This is a genomic window from Methylorubrum extorquens (assembly GCF_024169925.1).
GTDB lineage: Bacteria > Pseudomonadota > Alphaproteobacteria > Rhizobiales > Beijerinckiaceae > Methylobacterium > Methylobacterium extorquens_A.
In genome coordinates, this window is record NZ_JALJXF010000001.1 from 2,662,645 (window position 1) to 2,682,547 (window position 19,903).

A 19,903-nucleotide genomic window follows, 5' to 3' on the forward strand; every position below is an offset into this window, starting at 1 on the left:
GCGATGACCATATCAAGCGAAATCGAGCGGGACGCACACCGGTGCTCCGGCCGTGCGCCACGCTCCGCCATCATCAGAGGACACAGCGATGCTTCTGTTCCGCAAGCGGCCCGAGATGCCGGGCCCGTCCGAAGTGCTTCCCGGCCGGCCTCATCCCCTGCCGACCGCCGAGCGTCATTTCGTCAACGGCCATCCCCTGAAGGGGCCCTATCCGGAGGGCGTCGAGACGATCGTGCTCGGGCTCGGCTGCTTCTGGGGCGCCGAGCGCAAGTTCTGGGAACTGCCCCAGGGCATCCATGTCACCGCCGTGGGCTATGCCGGGGGCACCACACCCAACCCGACCTACGAGGAGGTCTGCTCCGGGCTCACGGGACACAACGAGGTCGTCCTGGTTGCCTACGACACCGCCGTGCTGACGCTGGAGGCCGTGCTCAAGACCTTCTTCGAGAGCCACAACCCGACGCAAGGGTACCGCCAGGGCAACGATGTCGGCACCCAGTACCGCTCCGGCATCTACACAGGCAGCGAGGCCCAGGCCGCGACGGCCCGGTCGGTTCGCGACGCCTATGCGCAGGCGCTCGACGCACGGGGCTACGGGCCGATCACGACGGAGATCGTCCCGCTCGAGACCTTCTATTTCGCGGAAGAGTACCACCAGCAATATCTCGCCAAGAATCCCGGCGGCTATTGCGGGCTCGGCGGCACCGGCGTGTCCTGCCCCGTCGGGGTCGGCCTCGCGGCGGAGTGATACGGTTTTCGCTCGGTCAAAGCGGGAAGTGGTATCAGGCGGCTGCCGAAGACTTGCTCTTGGTACGCTTACTCTCGGTGCGCTGGCGACGCGGAGCCCCTTCCAAACCGATTGGGTAAGGCTTGGCCAACGCGGCAATCGGGATCTTCCAAGCCTCGCTGACGACCCGGATCTGATCCAGCGTCATCCCGCGCTTGCGGCCGAGGATTTCCGATGCCCGCGACCGTGAGCCGAGCAGTTCAGCCAAGTCCGCTTGGCTGCGACCCAGATGCTCGATCGCGTATTGCAGAAGCTCGATCGGATCGCTCTCCGGGATCGGGTAATGCCGGTTTTCGTAGGCTTCGATCAGCGTCGTCAGCACGTCGAAGCGCTCCGCCTCCGGCGTGCCGAACGCGGGCTCCCGCGCGAAGTACGGTTCGATCTCTCCGAGAGCCCAAGTCAGATCGTCGTCGTTCCGGATGGCCCTGACATCCATCATCCTACCGTCTCCGGATCAATCCGATCGTACTCAGCGTGGGTGCCGACGAATTTGATGAGCACTCGCCGATACCGATAGGACACATGTACGATCAGGCGAAATTCATTGCGGCGAATGTCGAAGATGATGCGATTGTCGCCGACGAAGTCCACGCCCTTGCCGAACGCGGCCTTGATGTCCTCGGGGCCGGACCAGTCCGCGGTGCTGACCTTCGTGTACCAGTCGGACAAACCGCTCCGCGATCGCGGATGCGCCTCCCAGAAGGTGCGGAGCGTTCGTTTGGCGACGATCTGCATGACAACGGCTAGCATGTTCCATCATTGGGAACAAGCACCTCGTCAGGCCCCTGCTCTGCCAGATTCGTGCCTCACAGGGCGAACGTCGTCCTACCGCGCGTGCAGCACCGCCCTGCAAGCGTCGGGCAGGCCGGCGAGCGTCATCGGCGGGCGGGGTTTCGGCGGCGTCTTCGGCTTGGGCGGGTTCAGTACCGCCGCGCTGAACCAGTAATCGAGTTCGGAACCGCAGCCGTCGCCGGAGGGCGGGGGCGCCTGGTCGTCACAGGCGCCGTCGCCGGCTGGGCAGGCGAGGCGGATATGGTAGTGGTAGTTGTGCCCGTACATCGGGCGCACCTTGGTAAGCCAGCCGCGATCCCCACCCGCCTCGCGGCACAGGGCCTTCTTGATCGCCGCGTTCACGAAGATGCGCGCCACCTCCGGCTGCTTGGCGGTCATGCGGATCAGCCCGGTATGCTGGCGCGTCCAGACGTCGGGGTCGATGTCGAGCCGGTCCGAGCGCACCATGTCGGTGGCCGAGGTCTCCTCGCGCTCGGCCCGGGTCATGCGGTGGTCCGGCATCGGGGTGAGCCAGACGTCCACGTCGAGGCCCAGCTGGTGCGAGGCGTGGCCCGTCAGCATCGGCCCGCCGCGGGGCTGCGACATGTCGCCGACGAGAAGGCCCGGCCATCCGGCCTGCGGCGCGCGGGCGGCCAGCCGCTCGATGAAATCGACGAGATGGGGTGTGCCCCACATCCGGTTGCGGGAGGGCCGCATCACCTGCCAGGTCGCCCCGTCGAGGGGCAGCGCCTCGCCGCCGGAGAAACAACCCTTCGCGTAGGAGCCGAACGGCCGCGCCGGCCCTCCGGTCGGGCCCGTCACGCGGCCGAACAGGGCCTTGGCCGGCGTCGAGGGATCGTTCGGGTTGGCGAGCGGCGGCAGCGGCTTCGGGTTGACGCTGCCGCGGTCCTGCGCCGCGGCCGGGCTCAGCAGCGCCGGGAGGGCAAGCGCGAGGGCAGGGAGTGTCAGGCGGGTCAGCGGCATGCGCGGTGGCTCGTCCGGTATGGTGGGGCAAGAGTGTGGGCGGGGCTGGCCGGAACGTGCCCGGCCGCATGGGCGTTTTTTATGGCAAGCTGTAACAACGTTGCAGGATGATCGCCATGGATCCGGTCCGTTCCGAAGCTGCGGCCAATGCAGCGCCCCCGCCCCGCAGCCTGATCGCCAGCGATCGCGTCATCGGCACCGAAGTGCGCCGGGTCGACGGGAGCAAGGTCGGCCGCATCGAGCGGCTGATGCTCGACAAGCGCTCCGGCCGCGTCGCCTACGCGGTGATGAGCTTCGGCGGCTTCTTGGGCATGGGCGAAGAGTACTACACGCTGCCCTGGGCGGTGCTGCGCTACGATACCGGACTCGACGCCTACGTCGTCGACATCACCGAGGCGCAGTTGCGCGACGCGCCCGCCCGCTCGCCGGAGGGCGGCGACCCGGAGGACGAGCGAGCGTGGGAAGAGCACGTCCACCGCTACTACAACGCGGCGCCGTATTGGGGGATTTGAGGACAGCTAAAGCAAGGCAGCGTTCGGGACGATGCCCTACGGCCGGGTCAGGAACCCGATCGGCTCCCGTGGGGGCTGGCCGAGCCAGACCAGAACCGCCCCGAGGCCGAGCCCGAACAGGGCCGCCGGAACGAGGCCGAGCGGGGTCAGCAGCACCGCATCCGCCCAGGGCGCCGCCTGCCGGATCGCGGTTCCGAGGGCGGTGATCCGCTCCTGCGGCAGGGATTGGATCAGTTCGGCAAGGCTCGTGACGCGCAGGCCGTTATTGGCGATGGAGCGGGCGCCGTCGTAGCAGAGCTGCACGAAGCCCGCCGCCATCACCACGAGCCCGAGCGCCCGGCTGAAGAACGGCAGTCCGAGGAAACGGGAAACGGTTCGCAGCATGTTCGCCCTCGCGCGGGATGGCGGGCCGGAGGACGGACCACCTGCCACCGCGACGCTTCCGGCCTGAGTAGGCCGAGGCCGGAGGTCAAGGCAAGCGGTCGGACCCGGCTCCGAGGTCCCGGCGCGGCTTCGCCTCCCGCGTGCCCGCCCGGGCGAGCACCACGGCACCGAACAGCGCCGAGAGCAGCGAGCCGCCCAGCACGCCGAGCTTGGTCTCGGTCTCGTGCAGGCCATCCGTGAAGGCGAGCGCGCCGATGAACAGGCTCATTGTGAAGCCGATGCCGCAAAGGAGCGCGACGCCGTAGACCTGGACCCAGGTCGCCCCCGCCGGGCGGGAAACGAGGCCGAACGCGGCGGCGAGCCGCACGCTCGCGAAGATGCCGACTTGCTTGCCGATGAACAGGCCGAGCGCGACGCCGAGGGTCACGGGCTCGATCAAGGCCCGCGTCGGCAAGCCGAGGAGCGTCACCCCGGCATTGGCGAAGCCGAAAATCGGCACGATCAGGAACGAGACCCAGGGCGTCAGGGCGTGTTCCAGGCGGTGAAGGGGCGAGGTCGTGTCCTCCGGTCGGCCCGGACTCGGGCGGATCGGCACGAACAGGGCGAGCAGCACCCCGGCCACGGTGGCGTGAACGCCGGAGCGTAGGACGAACACCCAGAGGACGAGGCCCGCGAGCGCATAGGGCAGGAGCACGCGCACACCGAGCCGGTTGAGGGCGAACAGCACGGCCAGCATCCCGGCCGAGGCTGCCAGCATCGTTGCGTCGAGCTGCCCCGTATAGAACAGCGCGATGATCACCACGGCGCCGAGATCGTCGACGATGGCCACCGCCGACAGGAAGATCTTGAGCGAGATGGGCACGCGCGAGCCCAGCAGCGCGAGCACGCCCAGCGCGAAGGCGATGTCGGTGGCGGCGGGGATCGCCCAGCCCCGCGCTGTCGGCTGCCCGGCGTTGAAAGCGAGGTAGACCAGAGCCGGCACGGCCATGCCCGCCGCGGCGGCAAGCCCCGGCAGCACCCGGTCGGGCCAAGTGCGCAGGCGCCCGTCCAGCCCCTCCCGCTTGATCTCGAGACCGACCAGCAGGAAGAACACGACCATCAGGCCGTCGTTGATCCAGTGCATCAGGCTCAAGGGCCCGAGATGGATGTGAAGGAGGTCGTGGTAGGCCTGCGCCAGGGGCGAATTGGCGACCACGAGCGCCGCACCCGCCGCGGCCATGAGCACGAGGCCGCCGGCCGCCTCGTTCGTGAGGAAGCGGCGCGTCGCCGAATACGAGCGTTGCAGACGGAGTGGGAGCGCCCGGACGGCGGGAGGTGGCGGCTTCATGCCCTGACCCGTTGCCCGCCCCGGGCCGGCACCGCAATCCGGCTGGCTTGGAAAATCACGCGCCTTGAGAAATCACGCACCTTGGAAAATCAGGAGGATTCCGCCAGCGCCGCCTTGATCAGCCGCCTGCCGTCCTCGCCCGACCATTCGGCCGGCCCCTTCATCACGCCGAGCGTGCAGCCCTTGGCGTCGATCAGCATCGTCGTCGGCAGCCCCGTGGAGCCGACCGCCGACTGGATCACCGGCAGTACCTTGCCCTCGGGGTCGCCGTAATAGGTCAGGTGCGCGATGCCGTTGGCCTTGAACCAGGCGGGCGGCTTGTCGAGGTTGCGCGTCTCGACATTGATCGCCACCACTTGAAAGCGGTCGCCGCCGAGTTCCGCCTGAAGGCGGTCGAGGGCCGGCATCTCCGCCTTGCAGGGGGCGCACCACGTCGCCCAGAGGTTCACCAGGAGCCGTTTCCCGCGCAAGGACGCGAGATCGGTCGGCGCGCCGTCCGGGCCCTTGAAGGCCACGGCGGGTGCCGGCTTCGGGGCGGCGGACGCGTCGAAAGCGGCGACGTCGCCGCGGGCCAGCGGCGCGAGCCGGGCCGCCACCGGGGCAGCTTCGGCGCAGGGGCCGGAGGCCGCGAGGTTGCCGAGGTTCGAGCCCGTCCCGTATAGGGCGAGGCCGCCGACGAGGACGGCGGCGAGCACGCCGCCCGCGGCAAGGCTCACAGTGAGAATTTTCGGGGTCGCCGTCACGGCCGAACCTCGTTTCGCGTGCGGAAGGTGGGATCAGCCATGAGCAACCGGATGTGGGGTGGACGCTTCGCCAGCGGCCCGGCCGAGATCATGGAGGAGATCAACGCCTCCATCGGGTTCGACAGGCGGCTCGCGTCCCAGGACATCCGCGGCTCGCTGGCGCATGTCGCGATGCTGGGCCGTCAAGGCATCCTGCCGGCCGAGGATGTGGCAGCCATCGAAGCCGGGCTCAAGTCCGTCGAGGCGGAGATCGCGCGCGGCGAATTCGTCTTCCGGCGCGAGTTGGAGGACATCCACATGGCGGTGGAGAGCCGCCTGACCGAGATCGTCGGCCCCGCCGCCGGGCGCCTGCACACCGCCCGCTCGCGCAACGATCAGGTCGCCACCGACATGCGGCTGTGGGTGCGCGACACCCTCGACGCCCTCGACGCGCAGGTTGCCGACCTCCAGCGGGCGCTGGCCGAGACGGCGGTGAAGCATGCCGGAACGGTGATGCCGGGCTTCACCCACCTGCAATCGGCCCAGCCCGTTACCTTCGGCCATCACTGCCTCGCCTATGTCGAGATGCTGGCGCGCGACCGCGGCCGGTTCCGCGACGCCCGCGCCCGGCTCAACGAATGCCCGCTCGGCGCCGCGGCACTCGCCGGCACCTCCTTCCCGATCGACCGGCACGCTACGGCGGCGGCGCTGGGCTTCGACCGGCCGACGGCGAACTCGCTCGATTCGGTGGCCGACCGCGACTTTGCGTTGGAATCGCTCTCGGCGGCCTCGATCTGCGCGGTCCACCTCTCGCGCTTCGCCGAGGAGCTGGTGGTGTGGACCTCGGCGCAGTTCGGCTTCGTGCGGCTGTCGGACGGCTTCACCACCGGCTCGTCGATCATGCCGCAGAAGCGCAACCCCGACGCTGCCGAACTCGTGCGCGCCAAGGCGGGCCGCATCATCGGCGCGCTCACAGGCCTTCTCATCGTGATGAAGGGGCTGCCGCTCGCCTATTCGAAGGACATGCAGGAGGACAAGGAAGGCACCTTCGACGCCCTGCAATCGCTCTCGCTGTGCCTTGCCGCGATGGCCGGCATGGTGCGCGACCTCGAGCCCGTGGCCGAGACGCTCAAGCGCGCGGCCGGCTCGGGCTACGCCACCGCGACCGATCTCGCCGACTGGCTGGTGCGCGAACTGAACATGCCGTTCCGGCAGGCCCACCACGTCACCGGCCGCGTCGTCGCGGCGGCCTCCGAGCGCGGGATCGGGCTGGAAGAGCTCTCCCTCGAGGCCATGCAGGCGATCGAGCCGGGCATCACGGACGCCGTCTTCGCCGTTCTCGGCGTCGAGAACTCCGTGGCGAGCCGCACCAGCTACGGCGGCACCGCGCCGGACAACGTGCGCCGGCAGGCGGAAGGCTGGCTGGAAAAGCTCGGCCCTGTGGAGAAGTAGGGACAACCCCGCGGGAACAGGCACGGAAAATGCGGCGTTCAGGATTCAGCTAACTGAGCTTGGCTATCCGACCGTCGAACCCGCCGACCGTCGAACCCGCGGAGTGCCGTCGATGAACGTTGCGATGAACGTTGAGAGTTGGATCACCGTCGAAGAGACGCCGGCCCTGGCCGCGGAGGCGATGGCGGTCATCGATGCGCGCCTCGCACGGCTCACCGATGCGGAACGGGGCGCCTTCTGGGCCTCGATCCGCAAGGCCTACAACACGCCCTACAACGATCCGGCGAAGCCGGCGCAGCCCAAGCCTGTCGAGCCGGCGCCCGGCGCCCTCCCGTCGGCGGTCGAGATCCGTCTTCCCGCGATCGATCCGTCGATCGACCTGCCCGCGGCGGCCCTGGCCGCTGCGACGCTGGCTGCGGAAATCCGGGCGGCCTGACACCGCGTCCGAGAGTGGCTGGCCGCGTCAGCGGGTGCGGCCCATGGCCGTTTTCGGTTAATCGGAGCGGGCGGGGGTTTCCTGTTCCGCTGCGGCCCGTCATCCTGACGGCGCGTGAAGATGGCCGGCCCGGCCGTCCGTACACCCGAGTCCAGATGCAGCGGCACCGCCTTCCGATCGTTCATCCTGCCCCCCGTACCGGCTGCGCCCTCGCGGCCCTCGTGCTGGCTGCCACGGCTCTGCCCGGCCCGTCCGGGCGCGCCCTGGCGCAGGAGGGCCTACAGGGTGCGGAAATCATCCTCGCCCGGTCGAGCCGCCGCCAGCCGAAGAGTTCGGCGCTGCCGCCGGGGATGCAGCAGGCGGTGCCGCTGGCGGTGTTCGGCGACTGGAACGTCTTCACCAACGGCGCCCAGGGCCGCGACAAGCTCTGCTACGTCATCGCCCAGCCGACGACCCGCAGCCCCAAGACGCTCGCGCGCGACACCGGCTACCTGTTCGTCACCTTCCCCAAGGGCGGTGCCCAGGGGGAGATCGCGGTGATGCTCGGCTTCAAGCCCAAGCCCGCCGCCGCGCAAGCAAAGCCTGGCGCGGCCGCCACCCCGAGCGACCCCTACCTCACGGTCGGCAGCACCCGCTACGGCCTCGTGGCGAAGGACGAGAACGCCTGGATCCAGAACCAAGCCGACGAGCCGCGCATCGTCACGGAGATGAGCCGGACCCAGACCGCGACGGTCCGCACGACCTCCCAGCGCGGCAAGCCGACTCAGGACGAGTATGCGCTCGGCGGCTTCGCCGATGCGCTCAAGCGCGCACGCGAAGAGTGCAAATAGATCAACATATCGGCGGGCCGCATCGCCGGCCTTTCGCGCGGGCGGGCTGATCCGGGATCGTCGCGAACGGACGGGGCGGTCTCGCGATCGAAGACGCGACTGATACGGTTTCCACTTGATTGAAGCGGGGACCGTGTCAGCAAGCCCGCGCGGCTCCTGAGCGATGTCCAAATCCGCTATCCCGAAGGGATCAGCCGGATTTGGTATGAGCTCCCTCCCTCCGTCCGGACGTCAGTGCCGGTCGTCGGGGGGCGGCAGGGGCATGACCTCGATGCCTTCCTCGACCAGCGCCGCCGCCTCCTTCGGGCTTGCCTCGCCGTAGATCGGGCGCCCCTCCGCATCGCCGTAATGGATCGCCCGCGCCTCGTCGGCGAAGCGGTCGCCGACATGCTCGGCGGTCGAGACGACGTGCTCGCGCACGGCCCGCAGTAGGGCGCGCAACTGGCGCTCCGGCTCGGCGGCGAGCAGCGGCATCGGTACCTCCGGCGGCGCCGTCGGAACCGGAAGCTGCGGTGCGGGCGCCTCGGCCCGGCCACGGTCGGTCCGTGCCACCGCCGGGGCCATCGGCGCCTTGGCGACCCTGGCCGAGTCGCAGATCGGGCAGGTGACGAGGCCGCGGGCGGACTGCTCGTCATAGGCCGCGTTGGAGGGAAACCAGCTTTCGAACCGGTGGCCCGAATCGCAGGCGAGTGTGAAGCGGATCATGAAGGAGAGATGGGGAGGGTTCAGGCGCGGCGCACGCTGAAGCGGCGCGCATGGGACAGGGTGGGAATGCGGGCGCGTGCATCCGCGACCCGCGCGAGGTTGATCTCGGCGAGAATGATGCCCGGCGCGTCGCCCTCGGCCTCGGCGAGGATGCGGCCCCAGGGATCGATGATGAGCGAGTGGCCGAAGGTCTCGCGTCCGTCCTCGTGCCGCCCGCCCTGCGCCGCCGAGATCATGAACGAGCCGGTCTCGATGGCGCGCGCCCGCTGCAGGATGTGCCAGTGCGCTTCGCCGGTCTGGCGGGTGAAGCAGGCCGGTGCCGTCATCACCGTGGCGCCGGCCTCGGCCAGCGCCCGGTAGAGGGCGGGAAAGCGGATGTCGTAGCAGATCGTCAGCCCGAGGCTGGCAAGCGGCGTCTGCGCGACCACGGCGCAATCACCGCCGGAATAGGTCGCCGATTCGCGCCAGCTCTCGCCGTTGGGCAGATCGACGTCGTAGAGGTGGAGCTTGTCGTAAGCAGCCTGGATCTCGCCCGCGGCGTCGATCAGGAAGGCGCGGTTGGCGATCTTCTCGCCCGCGCGGATCGCCAGCGAGCCGATCTGCAGGACGATCTTTTCCGCCCGCGCGACCTCGCGGAGGGCGGCGAGCGTGGCGTCGCTCTCCTGCGGCCCGACCTTCTCGAACAGGGCGGCGCGGTCGCGCTCGATCAGCGAGGTCGTCTCCGGAGTCTGCACATAGGCCGCACCCCGGCGGGCCGCCTCGCGCACCGCCTGCACGGCGGCCTCGCGGTTGACGGCCGGATCGCGCCCGCCGCGCATCTGCACGCAGGCGGCGATGAAGGGCTTGCTGTCGGACAGATCCGTCATGCCGCGAGCAGCGGATCGAGATCGCCCGCCCGCTCCAGGGCGTAGAGGTCGTCGCAGCCGCCGACATGCCGGTCGCCGACGAAGATCTGCGGCACCGAGGTACGTCCGCCGGCCCGCTGGACCATGGTCGCGCGGGCGCCCGCCGTCTTTTCGACGTCGACCTCGCTGAAGGACACGCCCTTTTCGCGCAGCAGGCTCTTGGCCGCTGAGCAATAGGGGCACCAGGCCGTGGTGTAGATCGTGACCGGCTGCATGGGTCCGTCGCGTGCCCGAGTGGGGAGAGGCGACGGATATAGGCGAGCCGCGAGGATCTTCCTACTGCGGAAGGGACACAGCGTCGGACGATCGCCGCGCCGGCTCTCCGCTCAGGCGGCCCTTAGGCGGCCAGCAGCTTCTCGACCTCGTTGACGAGGTCGCGCAGGTGGAAGGGCTTCGAGAGCACCTTCGCATCCTTCGGCGCCTTTGAATCCGGATTCAGCGCCACGGCGGCGAAACCCGTGATGAACATCACCTTGATGTCGGGATCGAGCTCGGTGGCGCGGCGCGCCAGCTCGATGCCGTCCATCTCCGGCATGACGATGTCGGTCAGGAGAAGCTCGAACGGCTCCTCGCGCAGGCGATTGTAGGCGGACAGGCCGTTATCGAAGGACAGCACGTCATAGCCGGCGTTCTGGAGCGCCTTGGCCAGAAACCGGCGCATGTCGTTGTCGTCTTCCGCGAGCAGGATCTTCATCGAACGGCGTCCCGGTGCCCATGCGCCTTGGAGTGTCTCAGGATAACGCCCGGTCGCTACCATGCCGCTTGTGGGCATGACAGCGCGGCCGGCGCTTTGCGAGAGATGCTCGGTGGGTGTTCATTTCATAAAGCGTCGGCTTGGTAAACAGAGCGTTAAACGCGACCGGTGTCGCGACGCACCCGACAATCGCAGGGCGCTGTTCCGCTCCCCTCCCCGCTCTGTGCGGCGCATGGTGGACAGGGCCGGCGCGTCGCCGCAAAGTGGCGTGATGTCCCTTCCGTGCCACGCTCAGGCCCCCGCGTCTCGATGAGCCCATCACAGCCAGACGGCCCCGAGGCGTTCGATCCACCCTTCGCCGTGGACGAGCCGGCGCAGCACGCGATTCCCTTCGTGTTCAACACGCCTCATTCCGGCGCGCATTACCCCGCCTCCTTCCTTGCCTCCTCCCGGCTCGACGCGCTGGCCCTGCGCCGCTCGGAGGATGCCCATGTCGACCGGCTGTTCGCTGCGGTCGTCGGCCTCGGCGCGCCCCTGATGCGGGCGAACTTCCCCCGCGCTTATCTCGACGTGAACCGCGAGCCCTACGAACTCGACCCCCGGATGTTCGCCGGCCGCCTGCCCTCCTTCGCCAACACCCGCTCGATGCGGGTGGCCGGAGGCCTGGGCACGGTGCCGCGCATCGTCGCCGACGGTCAGGAGATCTACCGGGAGCGGCTGCCGGTGGAGGAGGCGGTGCGGCGCATCGAGTCGCTCTACAAGCCGTATCACCGGACCCTGCGCGGCCTAATCCACCGCACGGCGCGGACCTTCGGCCGGTCGTTCCTGATCGATTGCCACTCGATGCCGTCCTCGAGCCTCGGGCGCGACGAGAGCGCCCAGGCCGACTTCGTGCTCGGCGACCGCTTCGGCACGGCCTGCCAGCCCTCGCTGGTCGATGGGTTCGAGAGCCGGCTGCGGGCTCTGGGCTACAAGGTGGTGCGCAACAAGCCCTATGCCGGCGGCTTCATCACCGAGCATTACGGCGAGCCCGGTCTCGGGCGGCACGCGCTCCAGATCGAGATCAACCGGGCGCTCTACATGAACGAGCAGTCGCTGGCGCTGACGGCCGGCTTCGCGACGCTGGCGGACCATCTCGCCGAGGTCATTGCTGGCGTCGCCCTCGAGACGGTCGAGCTGCCGTCCCACCGCATCGCGGCCGAGTAAGCCCTCGGACCGGGGTGCTGCATCCGGTCCTTCGGGCTGCACGCTTTAGACAAAAAAAGGCCGCCCCGAAGGACGGCCCGAAGTCTAGGGAGGAAACGCCCAAGAAGGGCTGCGGGACCGCGACGCCATCGCGATCTCGCAATGCACAAATCGCATCGCGCTGCACAAATCGCAAGAGCGACGATAACGTTTTCACATGTGCGCCGCGCATATCTGCCCGACGCGTGCGTATGGAACCGGATCAGGCCTCGCCGAGCAACGTGCGGATTTCCGCTTTCAGCGCATCGGCCAGTTCCGGCCGCTCCAGGCCGTAGGCGAGGTTGGCGGTGAGGAAGCCGATCTTGGACCCGGTGTCGTAGGTGCGCCCGTCGTAGCGCATCCCGTAGAACCTCTGCTGCTCGGCCAGCCGGATCATCGCGTCGGTGAGCTGAATCTCGCCGCCGGCACCGGTCTCGCCCCGCTCCAGGATCGAGAAGATCTCGGGCTGGAGGATGTAGCGGCCGGAGATGATGTAGTTCGAAGGCGCGGTGCCGGGCTTGGGCTTCTCGACCATGCCGGTGATCTCGAAGGTCTGGCCGAAGGTCTCGCCGACGGCGACGATGCCGTACTGATGCGTCTCCTCGGGCTTCACCTCCTCCACGGCGATGACGTTGCCGCCATGCTGCTCGTAGGCCTTGAGCATCTGGCCCATGCAGCCGCGGCTTAGCATGTCGGGCAGCAGCACGGCGAAGGGCTCGTCGCCGACGATCTCGCGAGCGCACCACACGGCATGGCCGAGGCCGAGCGGCGCCTGTTGCCGGGTGAAGCTGGTCTGGCCGGCCTTGGGCAGGTCCTTCTTCAACTCTTCGTAGGCCGCCTGCTTGCCGCGCTCCTGCAGTGTGTGGTCCAATTCGAACGCGATGTCGAAATGGTCTTCGATCACCGCCTTACCGCGGCCGGTGACGAAGATGAAGTGCTCGATGCCGGCCTCGCGCGCCTCGTCGACGACGTGCTGGACGACCGGGCGGTCGACGACGGTGAGCATCTCCTTCGGCACGGCCTTGGTGGCCGGCAGGAAGCGCGTGCCGAGGCCCGCGACGGGAAGGACGGCCTTGCGAATTCGTTTCATGTGGCGGGACCCGTTTTTTGGCGTTTGTCGGGGCGAGCCCTGATCGACAGGGGATCAAATAGCACGCAGGCGGCCGCTAACAGCCCCGCTTGGGTTGGGATTGGCAGGATTTCGTCATTAAACATGGCGGAAACCTGCGCTGCCGGGTGGCAGAAGACGGATCGGGGGTAGGCGATGGCGGTTCTGGTCACGGGCGGCGCCGGCTATATCGGCAGCCACATGGTGCTCGCGCTTGTCGATGCCGGGCATGAGGAGGTGGTGGTCCTCGACGATCTCTCGACCGGTTACGACTGGGCCCTGCCTCCGGAAGTGCGTCTCGTCGTCGGCGATGTCGCCGATCAAGCCCTCGTGACCGAGACGATCCTGCGACACCAGATCGACGCGGTCGCGCATTTCGCGGCCAAGATCGTCGTGCCGGAATCGGTCTCCGACCCGCTGGGCTACTACCTCGCCAACACCGTGAAGACCCGCGCGCTGATCGAGACGGCCGCGCGCACGAACGTGCGGCACTTCATCTTCTCCTCGACGGCGGCCGTCTACGGCGAGCCCGAGATCGTGCCGGTGCCCGAGTCCCTGGCAACGAACCCGATCAACCCCTACGGCCGCTCGAAGCTGATGAGCGAGTGGATGCTGGCGGACGCCGCCGCCGCGCACGGCTTCACCTACGGGGTGCTGCGCTACTTCAACGTGGCCGGGGCCGATCCGCGCGGGCGTTCCGGGCAATCGATGCCGGCCGCCACCCATCTCATCAAGGCCGCGACGCAGGCGGCCCTCGGCCAGCGCACGCATCTGGAGGTGTTCGGCACCGACTATCCCACCCGCGACGGCTCCTGCCTGCGCGACTACATCCAGGTTTCGGATCTGGCCCAGGCCCACATGGTCGTGCTCGACCACCTGCGCGGCGGTGGCGACAGCCTGACCGTCAATTGCGGCTACGGCCGGGGCTACTCGGTTCTGGAGGTCGTGGAGGTGGTCAAGCGCATCTCCGGCCGCGACTTCGAGGTGCGGCTGTCGCCCCGCCGTGCCGGTGACCCCGCCCAGATCATCGCGGGCGCCGACCGCATCCGCAACGAACTCGGCTGGACCCCGAAGCACGACGACCTCGACGCCATCGTCGCCCAGGCGCTCGCCTGGGAGGACACCCTGGCGAAGCGGAACCGGCGGTGAGAGCGCCCCGCGCCGCCCTCATCCTCGCGCTCGCGCTGTTGGGGGGGGCGGCCCAGGCGCAGGACGGCGACTTCTCCGCCTTCGTCGCGTCCCTGCGCCCCGACGCCACGGCCCGCGGCGTCTCGCAAAAGACCTTCGAGGCGGCGTTTGCCGGCGTGCAAGGGCCGGACCCGGACGTGGTTGCCCGCACCCGCCGCCAGAGCGAGTTCAGCCGGCCGGTCTGGGACTACCTCGTCGGCGCGGTCTCGGGTACCCGCATCGCCAGGGGCCAGGCGCAGGGGAAGCGCCTCGCCGCCACCCTCGCCGCCATCGAAGCGAAGACCGGCGTGCCGCGCTCGGTCGTGTTGGCCTTCTGGGGAGTCGAGTCGGATTTCGGTGCCAGCGCCGGCGCCCTGCCGACGATCCGCGCGCTGGCGAGCCTCGCCCACGCCCGCCACCGTGGCAGCCTGTTTCGCGACGAGCTGCTGGCCGCCCTCCAGATCCTCGAGAACGGCGACATCGAGCCGGCGCGGATGGTCGGCTCCTGGGCCGGTGCCATGGGGCAGGTGCAGTTCCTGCCCTCGGTCTACCTGCGGGAGGCGGTCGATTTCGACGGCGACGGGCGGCGCGACATCTGGCGCTCCGAGGCCGATTCCCTGGCCTCCATCGCGCATTACCTGCAATCGCTCGGCTGGAAGCCCGGCCTGTCCTGGGGCTACGAGGTCAGCCTGCCGAAGGATTTCGACCTGACCCGCTCCCGCGGCCCGCTCGCCGACTTCGCCGCCCGTGGGGTGCGCCGCACCGACGGCAAGCCCCTGCCGACGGGTGGCGAGGCCAGCCTGTTCCTGCCGGGCGGGCTCGGGAGCCCGGTCTTCCTCATCACCGACAATTTCGAGGTGATCCGCGGCTACAACACCAGCGATTCCTACGCGCTGGCGGTGGGCCACCTCGCCGACCGGCTGGCCGGCGGCCCGGCACTTGCCGCGCCCTGGCCCAACGGCGCCGCCCGCCTCGACGGGCCGGGCCTCAAGCGTCTCCAGGCGGGGCTCGCCGCTCAGGGGCTCTATGCCGGCGAACAGGATGGACGCGCCGGCCCGAAGCTGCGCGAGGCGGTGCGGCAGTACCAGATCCGCGAAGGCCTGCCCGCCGATGGCTACGCCCGGCCCGCCCTTCTGGAGCGTCTGGAGGGACGGCCTTAGACGCGCCGGCTTCCTCGCGTTATCCTGTCGGGACTTCGGGTCGGTCTTCCGGCCCCTCCCCTTCGATCGAGGCTTCGCGCATGCAACGCCGCCCGACCGATCGCACCGCGTTCCCGCGCTCCCCTGCGATCCTCGGCCTTCTCCTCGCCGCCCTCTGGCTCACGGCGGCGTGGTCCGTCCTGCCGCAGCCGGCGGCGGCACAATGGGGCGACAGCTACGACGCGCCCGCGGCCGATCCCTACGCCGCGCCGCCGCGGCGCCGGGCCCGTGGCGCCTATGCCGACGAGTACGGCTATGGCCGGGCCCCCGCCCGCCGGGCCGCCCCGCCACAGGAGGCACCGCGCCAGTTCTACTGGCCGTGGGAGGACCAGCCGCGCGCCCAGCCGACCCCGCCGCCGCAGGCGCCGCCGGGCTATGCCCGGCCGTCGCGCCCGCGTGCGCCCGCCGCCGCCCCCGCCACGGCCGGCCGCTCGGACGAGGAGCGGGCCGCCCGGCGCCGCCGGCCGAGCCCCGCCCCCGCGGTGGCGCAGCCCAAGGCCAAGGTGCCGAAGGCGGCGCCGACGACGCAGATCGCCGTGTTCGGCGACTCGCTCGCGGGCTACCTCGCCAAGGGCGTCGATGACGCGTTCTCCGACAATGCCGAGGTCGCCGTGCTCGACCGCTCGAAGGCCGATAGCGGCCTCGTGCGCAAGGATCTGGTGGATTGGGCCAAGGCGGCCGAGGATTTTCTCAAGACCACGCCCAAAGTCTCCTACGCCCTGATGATGGTCGGCTTGAACGACCGGCAGGCGATCCGCGAGGGCGACCAGAGCGTCGAGGCCCTGTCCGACAAGTGGCGCGAGATCTACGCCGCGCGGGTCGATGAGGTCGCGAGGGTGTTTGCCGAGCACAAGGTGCCGCTGATCTGGGTCGGCCTGCCGCCGGTCCGCAGCGAGAGCCTGAGCCGCGACTTCGCCGCCATCAACGATCTCGTGCGCGAGCGGGTGCAACGGGCCGGCCAATCCTATGCCGAGGTCTGGCAGGGCTTCGTGGACGACCGCAACCGCTTCACCGCTTCGGGGCCCGACGTGGATGGCCAGGAGGCGCGGCTGCGCACCTCGGACGGGATCCACTTCACCGCCGCCGGCGCGCGCAAGGTCGCCCACTTCGCCGACGTGGAGCTGAAGCGCCTGATGGGGGAGAAGGGCGGCCTGCCCTCCGAGCAGCCCGCCGCCGCGATCGCCGCCACGCCCGGCGAGGGCGGTGCCGGATTGGGCGTCGACGACACGGCGGCGATCGATCGCAAGATCACCGCGATGCTGCCGAGCCTGCCCGAGCCGCCGGGTATCCCGAGCCTGCCGGTCAAGCCCGCGGCGGGGCCGGTGGTGCCGCTCGGCCGCACCGAGACCTCGCCGGGCGGGACGCTCCTTACCGCACGTCCGCAGGAGGGGGATGCCACCGGCACCCGCGAGCGCAGCCTGCAGCGCGGCGCCGCCCCCCTGCCCCAGCCGGGCCGAGCGGACGATTTCCGCTGGCCGCCGGGGTAAGGCCCTTCGCCTTACCGCGATGGATCAGCTTTCGGCGGCAGGTGGGCCGTGCGGGGTTGCCACGAGCCCGGCGCCGACGGCGATCCAGACCAGATGGGCGTCCGTGCGGGCGCCCAGCTTGGCCCGGATCAGCGAGAGATTGTTCTGGACCGTCTTGAGGCTGAGGCACAGCGCCTCGGCGATGCTCTGCGCCGTCGCACCCGCCGCCGTCATGCCGAGGATCTCGACCTCGCGCGGGCTGAGTTCGTCGAGGCTGCTGCGCCCGCCGGCCACCTCGTCCTGCGCGATCGCCAGGGCGATGTCGGCGCTCATGGCCCGCGCTCCGCGCAGCACGCCCGCAGCCGCTTCCAGCAATTCGCGTGGGGCGCTCGCCTTGCTGACATAGCCGCTGGCCCCCGCCGCGAAGGCTTGACGCGCGATGGCGGCGCCGGTGCGCATGCTGAAGACGAGGATGCGGGCCGCGCCGTCCCATTGCCGGATATGCCGGATCGCCTCGATGCCGCTCGGCCCCGGCAGCGACAGGTCGAGGATCACGAGGTCCGGCCTCTGCGCCTTGTAGAGGCGGTAGGCCTCCGCCGCGGTGGCGGCTTCGGCCACGACCGCGAAACCCGGCTGCCGTTCGAACAGGCGCCGATAGCCCTCCCGTACGACGGGATGGTCATCGACGAGGAGGATGGTCGTCATCGCCCGCCTCAACCGTGAACCGGAACGGTGACGCGGGCGCGGATGCCGTTGCCGTTCCCGGTAAGCGAGAGTTGGCCGCCGAGGGCGGCGAGCCGGGCGCGGATGCCGGGAAGTCCGCGGCCGGAGGCACTTGTCGCGCGGGCGGCGTCACCTCCGCCGTCGTCGTCCACGGTCAGCGTGACGATCCCGCCCCCGGTGCCGGTGCGCTGAAGTCGCAGGAAGATGCGGCTCGGCCGCCCGTGCCGCAGGGCGTTGGTCAGCAATTCCTGCGTGATCCGATAGAGGCTCGCCGACGCCTCGTCGGATAGGCCCGACCAGTCGCCCTCCGCATCGAGGTGCAAACTCGGCCCGGCCCGTAGCCGCGCCCGCCAGTCGGAGACGAGGCCACGGATACCGTCGCCCAAGCCGATCCCGGCAAAGTCGGGGAGTTCAAGTTGGGCCAGGGCGCCGCGCAGGCTCTCGCGCATGGAGGCGACGACCGCCTCGATGCCCCGCGCATCGGCGCGCAGATCCGCGCGGTCCGTCGGCGCGCCGGCCTCGATTGAGGCTGCAAGCGCCCCAGCGGCGGCGAGGCATTGGCCGAACGCGTCGTGCAGGTCACGGGCGAGGCTCTGCCGCTCGTCTTCCTGCACTTGCACGAGCCGCTGCATCAGCGCGGTCCGCTCGCTTTCGGTTCGGGCAAGCCGCCCGGCGAGCGCGTCGAGGGCGGTGGCGATCCGGTCGAACTCCGCCGCCCTGAAGCGCGGCAGGGGCGGACGGGACGCGCCGGCATCGAAGCCGTCCAGGTGGCGCACGATCCGTCCCGCGGGCGCGACGAGGCCGGCGGCGGCGAGCCAGCCGAGCAGCGCCGTCGCTCCGGCGAGCGAGAGGGCGAGGCCGCCCGCGAACCGCACCTGCCGCCACGCCCGGCCCGCGGCCGCGCCGGGATCGGGCCAAGCCGCGACGGTTCCGAGACGGCGTCCGCGATAGACGATCTCGCGGACGGCCGGATCTCCGAGGGCTCTGGCCGAAAGGGCAGCCGTGACCCAGGCCGGGGCCGTGCCGAGTCCGTCCCAATCGCCGCAGATCCGCCGAGGTACTTCGCTGCCGAGGCGGATCTCGGCGCAGATGCCCGGCAACACCATCAGGACTGCCGGCTCGGCCTGAGGCTCGCCGACCGGCAGCGCCGCCGGCCCAACGCTGCCGAGCCCCGGTTGCCGGGCAAGCGCTGCGGCGATCCGCTCCGCCGACACGGCCGCCTCGCCGCGCAGGACGCCGCGCGCGTCCCAAAGGGTCAAGGCGATGGCGCCCGCCAGACAGAGCAGGGTCACGATCAGAAGGCGCAGGGCGAGATGCGCGGGCAGGCTCATCGGGGCGACCGTGAAGCGGAGCGTCGCCCAAGATGGCACCGGCCGCTGCCCAGGGCGCAAGGGGAACGGAGGGATGTCGGGAAAAATGCCCGCGTGGAAGCGGGAGCCATTCCCTGGGCGGCGGTGACGAGGCGGCGCAGCATTTCGATCGCCCTTCCCCTCACCCGGATTGCCGCCGATGCTCCCTTTGCCGACCCGTCGATCCGTCCTCGCCGCGGGCGCTTGCCTCCCGATCCTTCGGTTTCCCGAGTCGCGGGCAGCGGCCTCCGTCCCCGCTTATCGCGTCGGCGCCTTCACCGTCACGCCGCTTCGCGACGGCCTCTTTCCGCTCGAGCCCGCCATGATCCCCGGCGCCGACAGCGAGGCCGGAGGTGCCCTGCTCGCCCAGGCCGGCTTGCCGCCGAAAGGGCCCTCGCCGGAACCGGTCAACGCGTTCCTGATCCGGCGCGGCGCATGGCACGGATTGCTCGATGCCGGCTGCGGAACGGTCTTCGGGCCGGGCTTCGACCGGGTGACGGCGGCTCTCGCGGCGGAAGGGTTGCGGCCCGACCAGATCGAAACCGTATGGCTGACCCACCTCCACGCCGACCATGCGGGCGGCCTGCTGACAGGCGATGGCCGCGCCCGCTTCGCCAACGCCGAACTGGTGCTTCAGGAGCGCGAGGCCGCCTACTGGTCGGATTCCGGTGCGCGTTCCCGTGCGCCCTCCGCGATGGGCCTGTTCTTCCACACGGCGCAGGCTGTGCTGGCCGCCTATGCCGGCCGGGTGCGCCGCGTCTCCGGCGGGGCCGACCTCGCCCCCGGCGTCTCGTTCCTGCCGCTGCCGGGGCACACCCCCGGCCATGCGGGCGTGCTGATCGAGGACGGACCCGAGCGGCTTCTGATCTGGGGCGACACCCTCCACTCCCGCCTGTTGCAGGTGCCGCATCCGGACTGGACCGTGGTCTGGGATGCCGATCCAGCGGAAGCGATCACCACCCGCCGCCGCATCTTCGACCGAGCTGCCAGCGAGGGGCTGGATGTCGCCGGGATGCACCTTGCGAACCGAGGCCGGATCACGCGCGAGGGAGCGGGCTACCGCTGGGAAGTCCGTGAGGGCGGGGGCGCCGACGGTTTATCCCGGTGATCCTTCGGATCAAACGAAAAGGGCCACCGCCAGCGGCGATGGCCCCGATT

At 70.2% G+C, this 19,903-nt stretch carries 23 protein-coding genes; 10 read left to right on the forward strand and 13 right to left on the reverse strand.

Going from position 1 to position 19,903, the window contains the following annotated elements; all coding sequences use genetic code 11:
• Positions 1-88 precede the first annotated feature (88 nt).
• On the forward strand, positions 89-748 hold the full coding sequence (gene msrA / locus J2W78_RS12520; RefSeq protein ID WP_253370887.1) for a peptide-methionine (S)-S-oxide reductase MsrA: 660 nt from the start codon (positions 89-91) through the stop codon (positions 746-748).
• A gap of 34 nt (positions 749-782) precedes the next feature.
• Here msrA and J2W78_RS12525 read toward each other — a convergent pair whose 3' ends face one another.
• From J2W78_RS12525 to mepA, 3 genes are all read right to left on the reverse strand, one after another.
• Positions 783-1,226 carry a helix-turn-helix domain-containing protein gene (locus J2W78_RS12525; RefSeq protein ID WP_253370889.1) on the reverse strand — a complete coding sequence of 148 codons (444 nt, stop codon included), beginning with the start codon at positions 1,224-1,226 and terminating at the stop codon, positions 783-785.
• Positions 1,223-1,522 carry a type II toxin-antitoxin system HigB family toxin gene (locus tag J2W78_RS12530; RefSeq protein WP_253370891.1) on the reverse strand — a complete coding sequence of 100 codons (300 nt, stop codon included), beginning with the start codon at positions 1,520-1,522 and terminating at the stop codon, positions 1,223-1,225. The genes J2W78_RS12525 and J2W78_RS12530 overlap by 4 nt, the downstream gene beginning before the upstream one ends.
• Positions 1,523-1,612: 90 nt before the next feature.
• Positions 1,613-2,542, reverse strand: a complete 930-nt coding sequence (mepA, locus tag J2W78_RS12535; RefSeq protein ID WP_253370893.1) for a penicillin-insensitive murein endopeptidase — start codon at positions 2,540-2,542, stop codon at positions 1,613-1,615.
• 116 nt (positions 2,543-2,658) lie between these two features.
• Between mepA and J2W78_RS12540 the strand changes: the two genes are divergently transcribed.
• Positions 2,659-3,054: a PRC-barrel domain-containing protein gene (locus tag J2W78_RS12540; RefSeq protein WP_253370896.1), complete on the forward strand. Its 396-nt coding sequence runs from the start codon at positions 2,659-2,661 to the stop codon at positions 3,052-3,054.
• A gap of 36 nt (positions 3,055-3,090) precedes the next feature.
• Here the strand turns inward: J2W78_RS12540 and J2W78_RS12545 are convergent, their stop codons facing one another.
• From J2W78_RS12545 to tlpA, 3 genes are all read right to left on the reverse strand, one after another.
• Positions 3,091-3,438, reverse strand: a complete 348-nt coding sequence (locus J2W78_RS12545) for a PetM family of cytochrome b6f complex subunit 7 (RefSeq protein ID WP_253370898.1) — start codon at positions 3,436-3,438, stop codon at positions 3,091-3,093.
• Between the two features lie 85 nt (positions 3,439-3,523).
• Positions 3,524-4,765 (reverse strand): Na+/H+ antiporter NhaA, encoded by a 1,242-nt coding sequence (gene nhaA / locus J2W78_RS12550; RefSeq protein ID WP_253370900.1) that lies wholly within the window; start codon positions 4,763-4,765, stop codon positions 3,524-3,526.
• 89 nt (positions 4,766-4,854) lie between these two features.
• Complete coding sequence (tlpA, locus tag J2W78_RS12555; protein WP_253370902.1) at positions 4,855-5,508, reverse strand: thiol:disulfide interchange protein TlpA; 654 nt, start codon at positions 5,506-5,508, stop codon at positions 4,855-4,857.
• A gap of 39 nt (positions 5,509-5,547) precedes the next feature.
• Here tlpA and argH point away from each other — a divergent pair, with 39 nt between their 5' ends.
• The 3 genes from argH to J2W78_RS12570 all read left to right on the forward strand — a co-directional run bounded on the left by argH (position 5,548) and on the right by J2W78_RS12570 (position 8,205).
• Positions 5,548-6,939 carry an argininosuccinate lyase gene (gene argH, locus J2W78_RS12560; RefSeq protein ID WP_253370904.1) on the forward strand — a complete coding sequence of 464 codons (1,392 nt, stop codon included), beginning with the start codon at positions 5,548-5,550 and terminating at the stop codon, positions 6,937-6,939.
• Positions 6,940-7,063: 124 nt separating this feature from the next.
• Positions 7,064-7,375, forward strand: coding sequence for a hypothetical protein (locus tag J2W78_RS12565; protein ID WP_253370906.1), 312 nt, complete (start codon positions 7,064-7,066; stop codon positions 7,373-7,375).
• A gap of 155 nt (positions 7,376-7,530) precedes the next feature.
• The gene (locus J2W78_RS12570) at positions 7,531-8,205 is read left to right on the forward strand and encodes an invasion associated locus b family protein (protein WP_253370907.1); all 675 of its coding nucleotides are present in this window, start codon (positions 7,531-7,533) and stop codon (positions 8,203-8,205) included.
• 231 nt (positions 8,206-8,436) lie between these two features.
• Here the strand turns inward: J2W78_RS12570 and J2W78_RS12575 are convergent, their stop codons facing one another.
• The 4 genes from J2W78_RS12575 to cpdR all read right to left on the reverse strand — a co-directional run bounded on the left by J2W78_RS12575 (position 8,437) and on the right by cpdR (position 10,509).
• The gene (locus J2W78_RS12575) at positions 8,437-8,910 is read right to left on the reverse strand and encodes a DUF1178 family protein (protein WP_253370910.1); all 474 of its coding nucleotides are present in this window, start codon (positions 8,908-8,910) and stop codon (positions 8,437-8,439) included.
• A gap of 20 nt (positions 8,911-8,930) precedes the next feature.
• A complete protein-coding gene (locus tag J2W78_RS12580; RefSeq protein WP_253370912.1) occupies positions 8,931-9,776 on the reverse strand; it encodes a carbon-nitrogen hydrolase family protein in 846 nt (281 codons plus the stop codon).
• Positions 9,773-10,030, reverse strand: coding sequence for a glutaredoxin 3 (gene grxC / locus J2W78_RS12585; protein ID WP_253370914.1), 258 nt, complete (start codon positions 10,028-10,030; stop codon positions 9,773-9,775). The genes J2W78_RS12580 and grxC overlap by 4 nt, the downstream gene beginning before the upstream one ends.
• 122 nt (positions 10,031-10,152) lie before the next feature.
• On the reverse strand, positions 10,153-10,509 hold the full coding sequence (cpdR, locus tag J2W78_RS12590; RefSeq protein ID WP_003603128.1) for a cell cycle two-component system response regulator CpdR: 357 nt from the start codon (positions 10,507-10,509) through the stop codon (positions 10,153-10,155).
• Positions 10,510-10,818: 309 nt separating this feature from the next.
• On the opposite strand from cpdR, the gene J2W78_RS12595 reads away from it, so the two are divergent.
• Positions 10,819-11,715 (forward strand): N-formylglutamate amidohydrolase, encoded by an 897-nt coding sequence (locus J2W78_RS12595; protein WP_253370915.1) that lies wholly within the window; start codon positions 10,819-10,821, stop codon positions 11,713-11,715.
• 241 nt (positions 11,716-11,956) lie between these two features.
• Here the strand turns inward: J2W78_RS12595 and galU are convergent, their stop codons facing one another.
• Entirely contained in the window at positions 11,957-12,823 is an 867-nt protein-coding gene (gene galU, locus J2W78_RS12600; RefSeq protein WP_253370917.1) for a UTP--glucose-1-phosphate uridylyltransferase GalU, read from the reverse strand.
• A 174-nt stretch (positions 12,824-12,997) separates the two neighbouring features.
• Between galU and galE the strand changes: the two genes are divergently transcribed.
• The 3 genes from galE (at position 12,998) to J2W78_RS12615 (ending at position 16,694) form a co-directional block, all read left to right on the forward strand.
• Positions 12,998-13,990 carry a UDP-glucose 4-epimerase GalE gene (galE, locus tag J2W78_RS12605; RefSeq protein ID WP_253370919.1) on the forward strand — a complete coding sequence of 331 codons (993 nt, stop codon included), beginning with the start codon at positions 12,998-13,000 and terminating at the stop codon, positions 13,988-13,990.
• Complete coding sequence (locus J2W78_RS12610) at positions 13,987-15,168, forward strand: lytic murein transglycosylase (RefSeq protein ID WP_253370921.1); 1,182 nt, start codon at positions 13,987-13,989, stop codon at positions 15,166-15,168. The genes galE and J2W78_RS12610 overlap by 4 nt, the downstream gene beginning before the upstream one ends.
• An 80-nt stretch (positions 15,169-15,248) precedes the next feature.
• A complete protein-coding gene (locus J2W78_RS12615; RefSeq protein ID WP_253370923.1) occupies positions 15,249-16,694 on the forward strand; it encodes an SGNH/GDSL hydrolase family protein in 1,446 nt (481 codons plus the stop codon).
• A gap of 24 nt (positions 16,695-16,718) precedes the next feature.
• Here J2W78_RS12615 and J2W78_RS12620 read toward each other — a convergent pair whose 3' ends face one another.
• Positions 16,719-17,378: a response regulator gene (locus J2W78_RS12620; RefSeq protein ID WP_253370925.1), complete on the reverse strand. Its 660-nt coding sequence runs from the start codon at positions 17,376-17,378 to the stop codon at positions 16,719-16,721.
• 8 nt (positions 17,379-17,386) lie between these two features.
• Positions 17,387-18,727, reverse strand: coding sequence for a sensor histidine kinase (locus tag J2W78_RS12625; protein ID WP_253370927.1), 1,341 nt, complete (start codon positions 18,725-18,727; stop codon positions 17,387-17,389).
• 178 nt (positions 18,728-18,905) lie between these two features.
• Here J2W78_RS12625 and J2W78_RS12630 point away from each other — a divergent pair, with 178 nt between their 5' ends.
• Positions 18,906-19,853, forward strand: a complete 948-nt coding sequence (locus J2W78_RS12630) for an MBL fold metallo-hydrolase (protein ID WP_253370929.1) — start codon at positions 18,906-18,908, stop codon at positions 19,851-19,853.
• The last annotated feature ends 50 nt before the right edge of the window (positions 19,854-19,903 follow it).

Excerpts from the sequence above, each read along its gene's own strand:
- J2W78_RS12575 (WP_253370910.1), bottom strand. The coding sequence starts at position 8,910 with ATGATCCGCTTCACACTCGCCTGCGATTCGGGCCACCGGTTCGAAAGC.
- J2W78_RS12565 (WP_253370906.1), top strand. The coding sequence starts at position 7,064 with ATGAACGTTGAGAGTTGGATCACCGTCGAAGAGACGCCGGCCCTGGCC.
- nhaA (WP_253370900.1), bottom strand. The coding sequence starts at position 4,765 with ATGAAGCCGCCACCTCCCGCCGTCCGGGCGCTCCCACTCCGTCTGCAA.
- J2W78_RS12595 (WP_253370915.1), top strand. The coding sequence starts at position 10,819 with ATGAGCCCATCACAGCCAGACGGCCCCGAGGCGTTCGATCCACCCTTC.
- galU (WP_253370917.1), bottom strand. The coding sequence starts at position 12,823 with ATGAAACGAATTCGCAAGGCCGTCCTTCCCGTCGCGGGCCTCGGCACG.
- J2W78_RS12630 (WP_253370929.1), top strand. The coding sequence starts at position 18,906 with ATGCTCCCTTTGCCGACCCGTCGATCCGTCCTCGCCGCGGGCGCTTGC.
- cpdR (WP_003603128.1), bottom strand. The coding sequence starts at position 10,509 with ATGAAGATCCTGCTCGCGGAAGACGACAACGACATGCGCCGGTTTCTG.
- J2W78_RS12525 (WP_253370889.1), bottom strand. The coding sequence starts at position 1,226 with ATGATGGATGTCAGGGCCATCCGGAACGACGACGATCTGACTTGGGCT.
- J2W78_RS12530 (WP_253370891.1), bottom strand. The coding sequence starts at position 1,522 with ATGCAGATCGTCGCCAAACGAACGCTCCGCACCTTCTGGGAGGCGCAT.
- J2W78_RS12580 (WP_253370912.1), bottom strand. The coding sequence starts at position 9,776 with ATGACGGATCTGTCCGACAGCAAGCCCTTCATCGCCGCCTGCGTGCAG.
- J2W78_RS12570 (WP_253370907.1), top strand. The coding sequence starts at position 7,531 with ATGCAGCGGCACCGCCTTCCGATCGTTCATCCTGCCCCCCGTACCGGC.
- J2W78_RS12615 (WP_253370923.1), top strand. The coding sequence starts at position 15,249 with ATGCAACGCCGCCCGACCGATCGCACCGCGTTCCCGCGCTCCCCTGCG.
- J2W78_RS12625 (WP_253370927.1), bottom strand. The coding sequence starts at position 18,727 with ATGAGCCTGCCCGCGCATCTCGCCCTGCGCCTTCTGATCGTGACCCTG.
- J2W78_RS12620 (WP_253370925.1), bottom strand. The coding sequence starts at position 17,378 with ATGACGACCATCCTCCTCGTCGATGACCATCCCGTCGTACGGGAGGGC.
- galE (WP_253370919.1), top strand. The coding sequence starts at position 12,998 with ATGGCGGTTCTGGTCACGGGCGGCGCCGGCTATATCGGCAGCCACATG.
- msrA (WP_253370887.1), top strand. The coding sequence starts at position 89 with ATGCTTCTGTTCCGCAAGCGGCCCGAGATGCCGGGCCCGTCCGAAGTG.
- mepA (WP_253370893.1), bottom strand. The coding sequence starts at position 2,542 with ATGCCGCTGACCCGCCTGACACTCCCTGCCCTCGCGCTTGCCCTCCCG.
- J2W78_RS12545 (WP_253370898.1), bottom strand. The coding sequence starts at position 3,438 with ATGCTGCGAACCGTTTCCCGTTTCCTCGGACTGCCGTTCTTCAGCCGG.
- argH (WP_253370904.1), top strand. The coding sequence starts at position 5,548 with ATGAGCAACCGGATGTGGGGTGGACGCTTCGCCAGCGGCCCGGCCGAG.
- J2W78_RS12540 (WP_253370896.1), top strand. The coding sequence starts at position 2,659 with ATGGATCCGGTCCGTTCCGAAGCTGCGGCCAATGCAGCGCCCCCGCCC.
- grxC (WP_253370914.1), bottom strand. The coding sequence starts at position 10,030 with ATGCAGCCGGTCACGATCTACACCACGGCCTGGTGCCCCTATTGCTCA.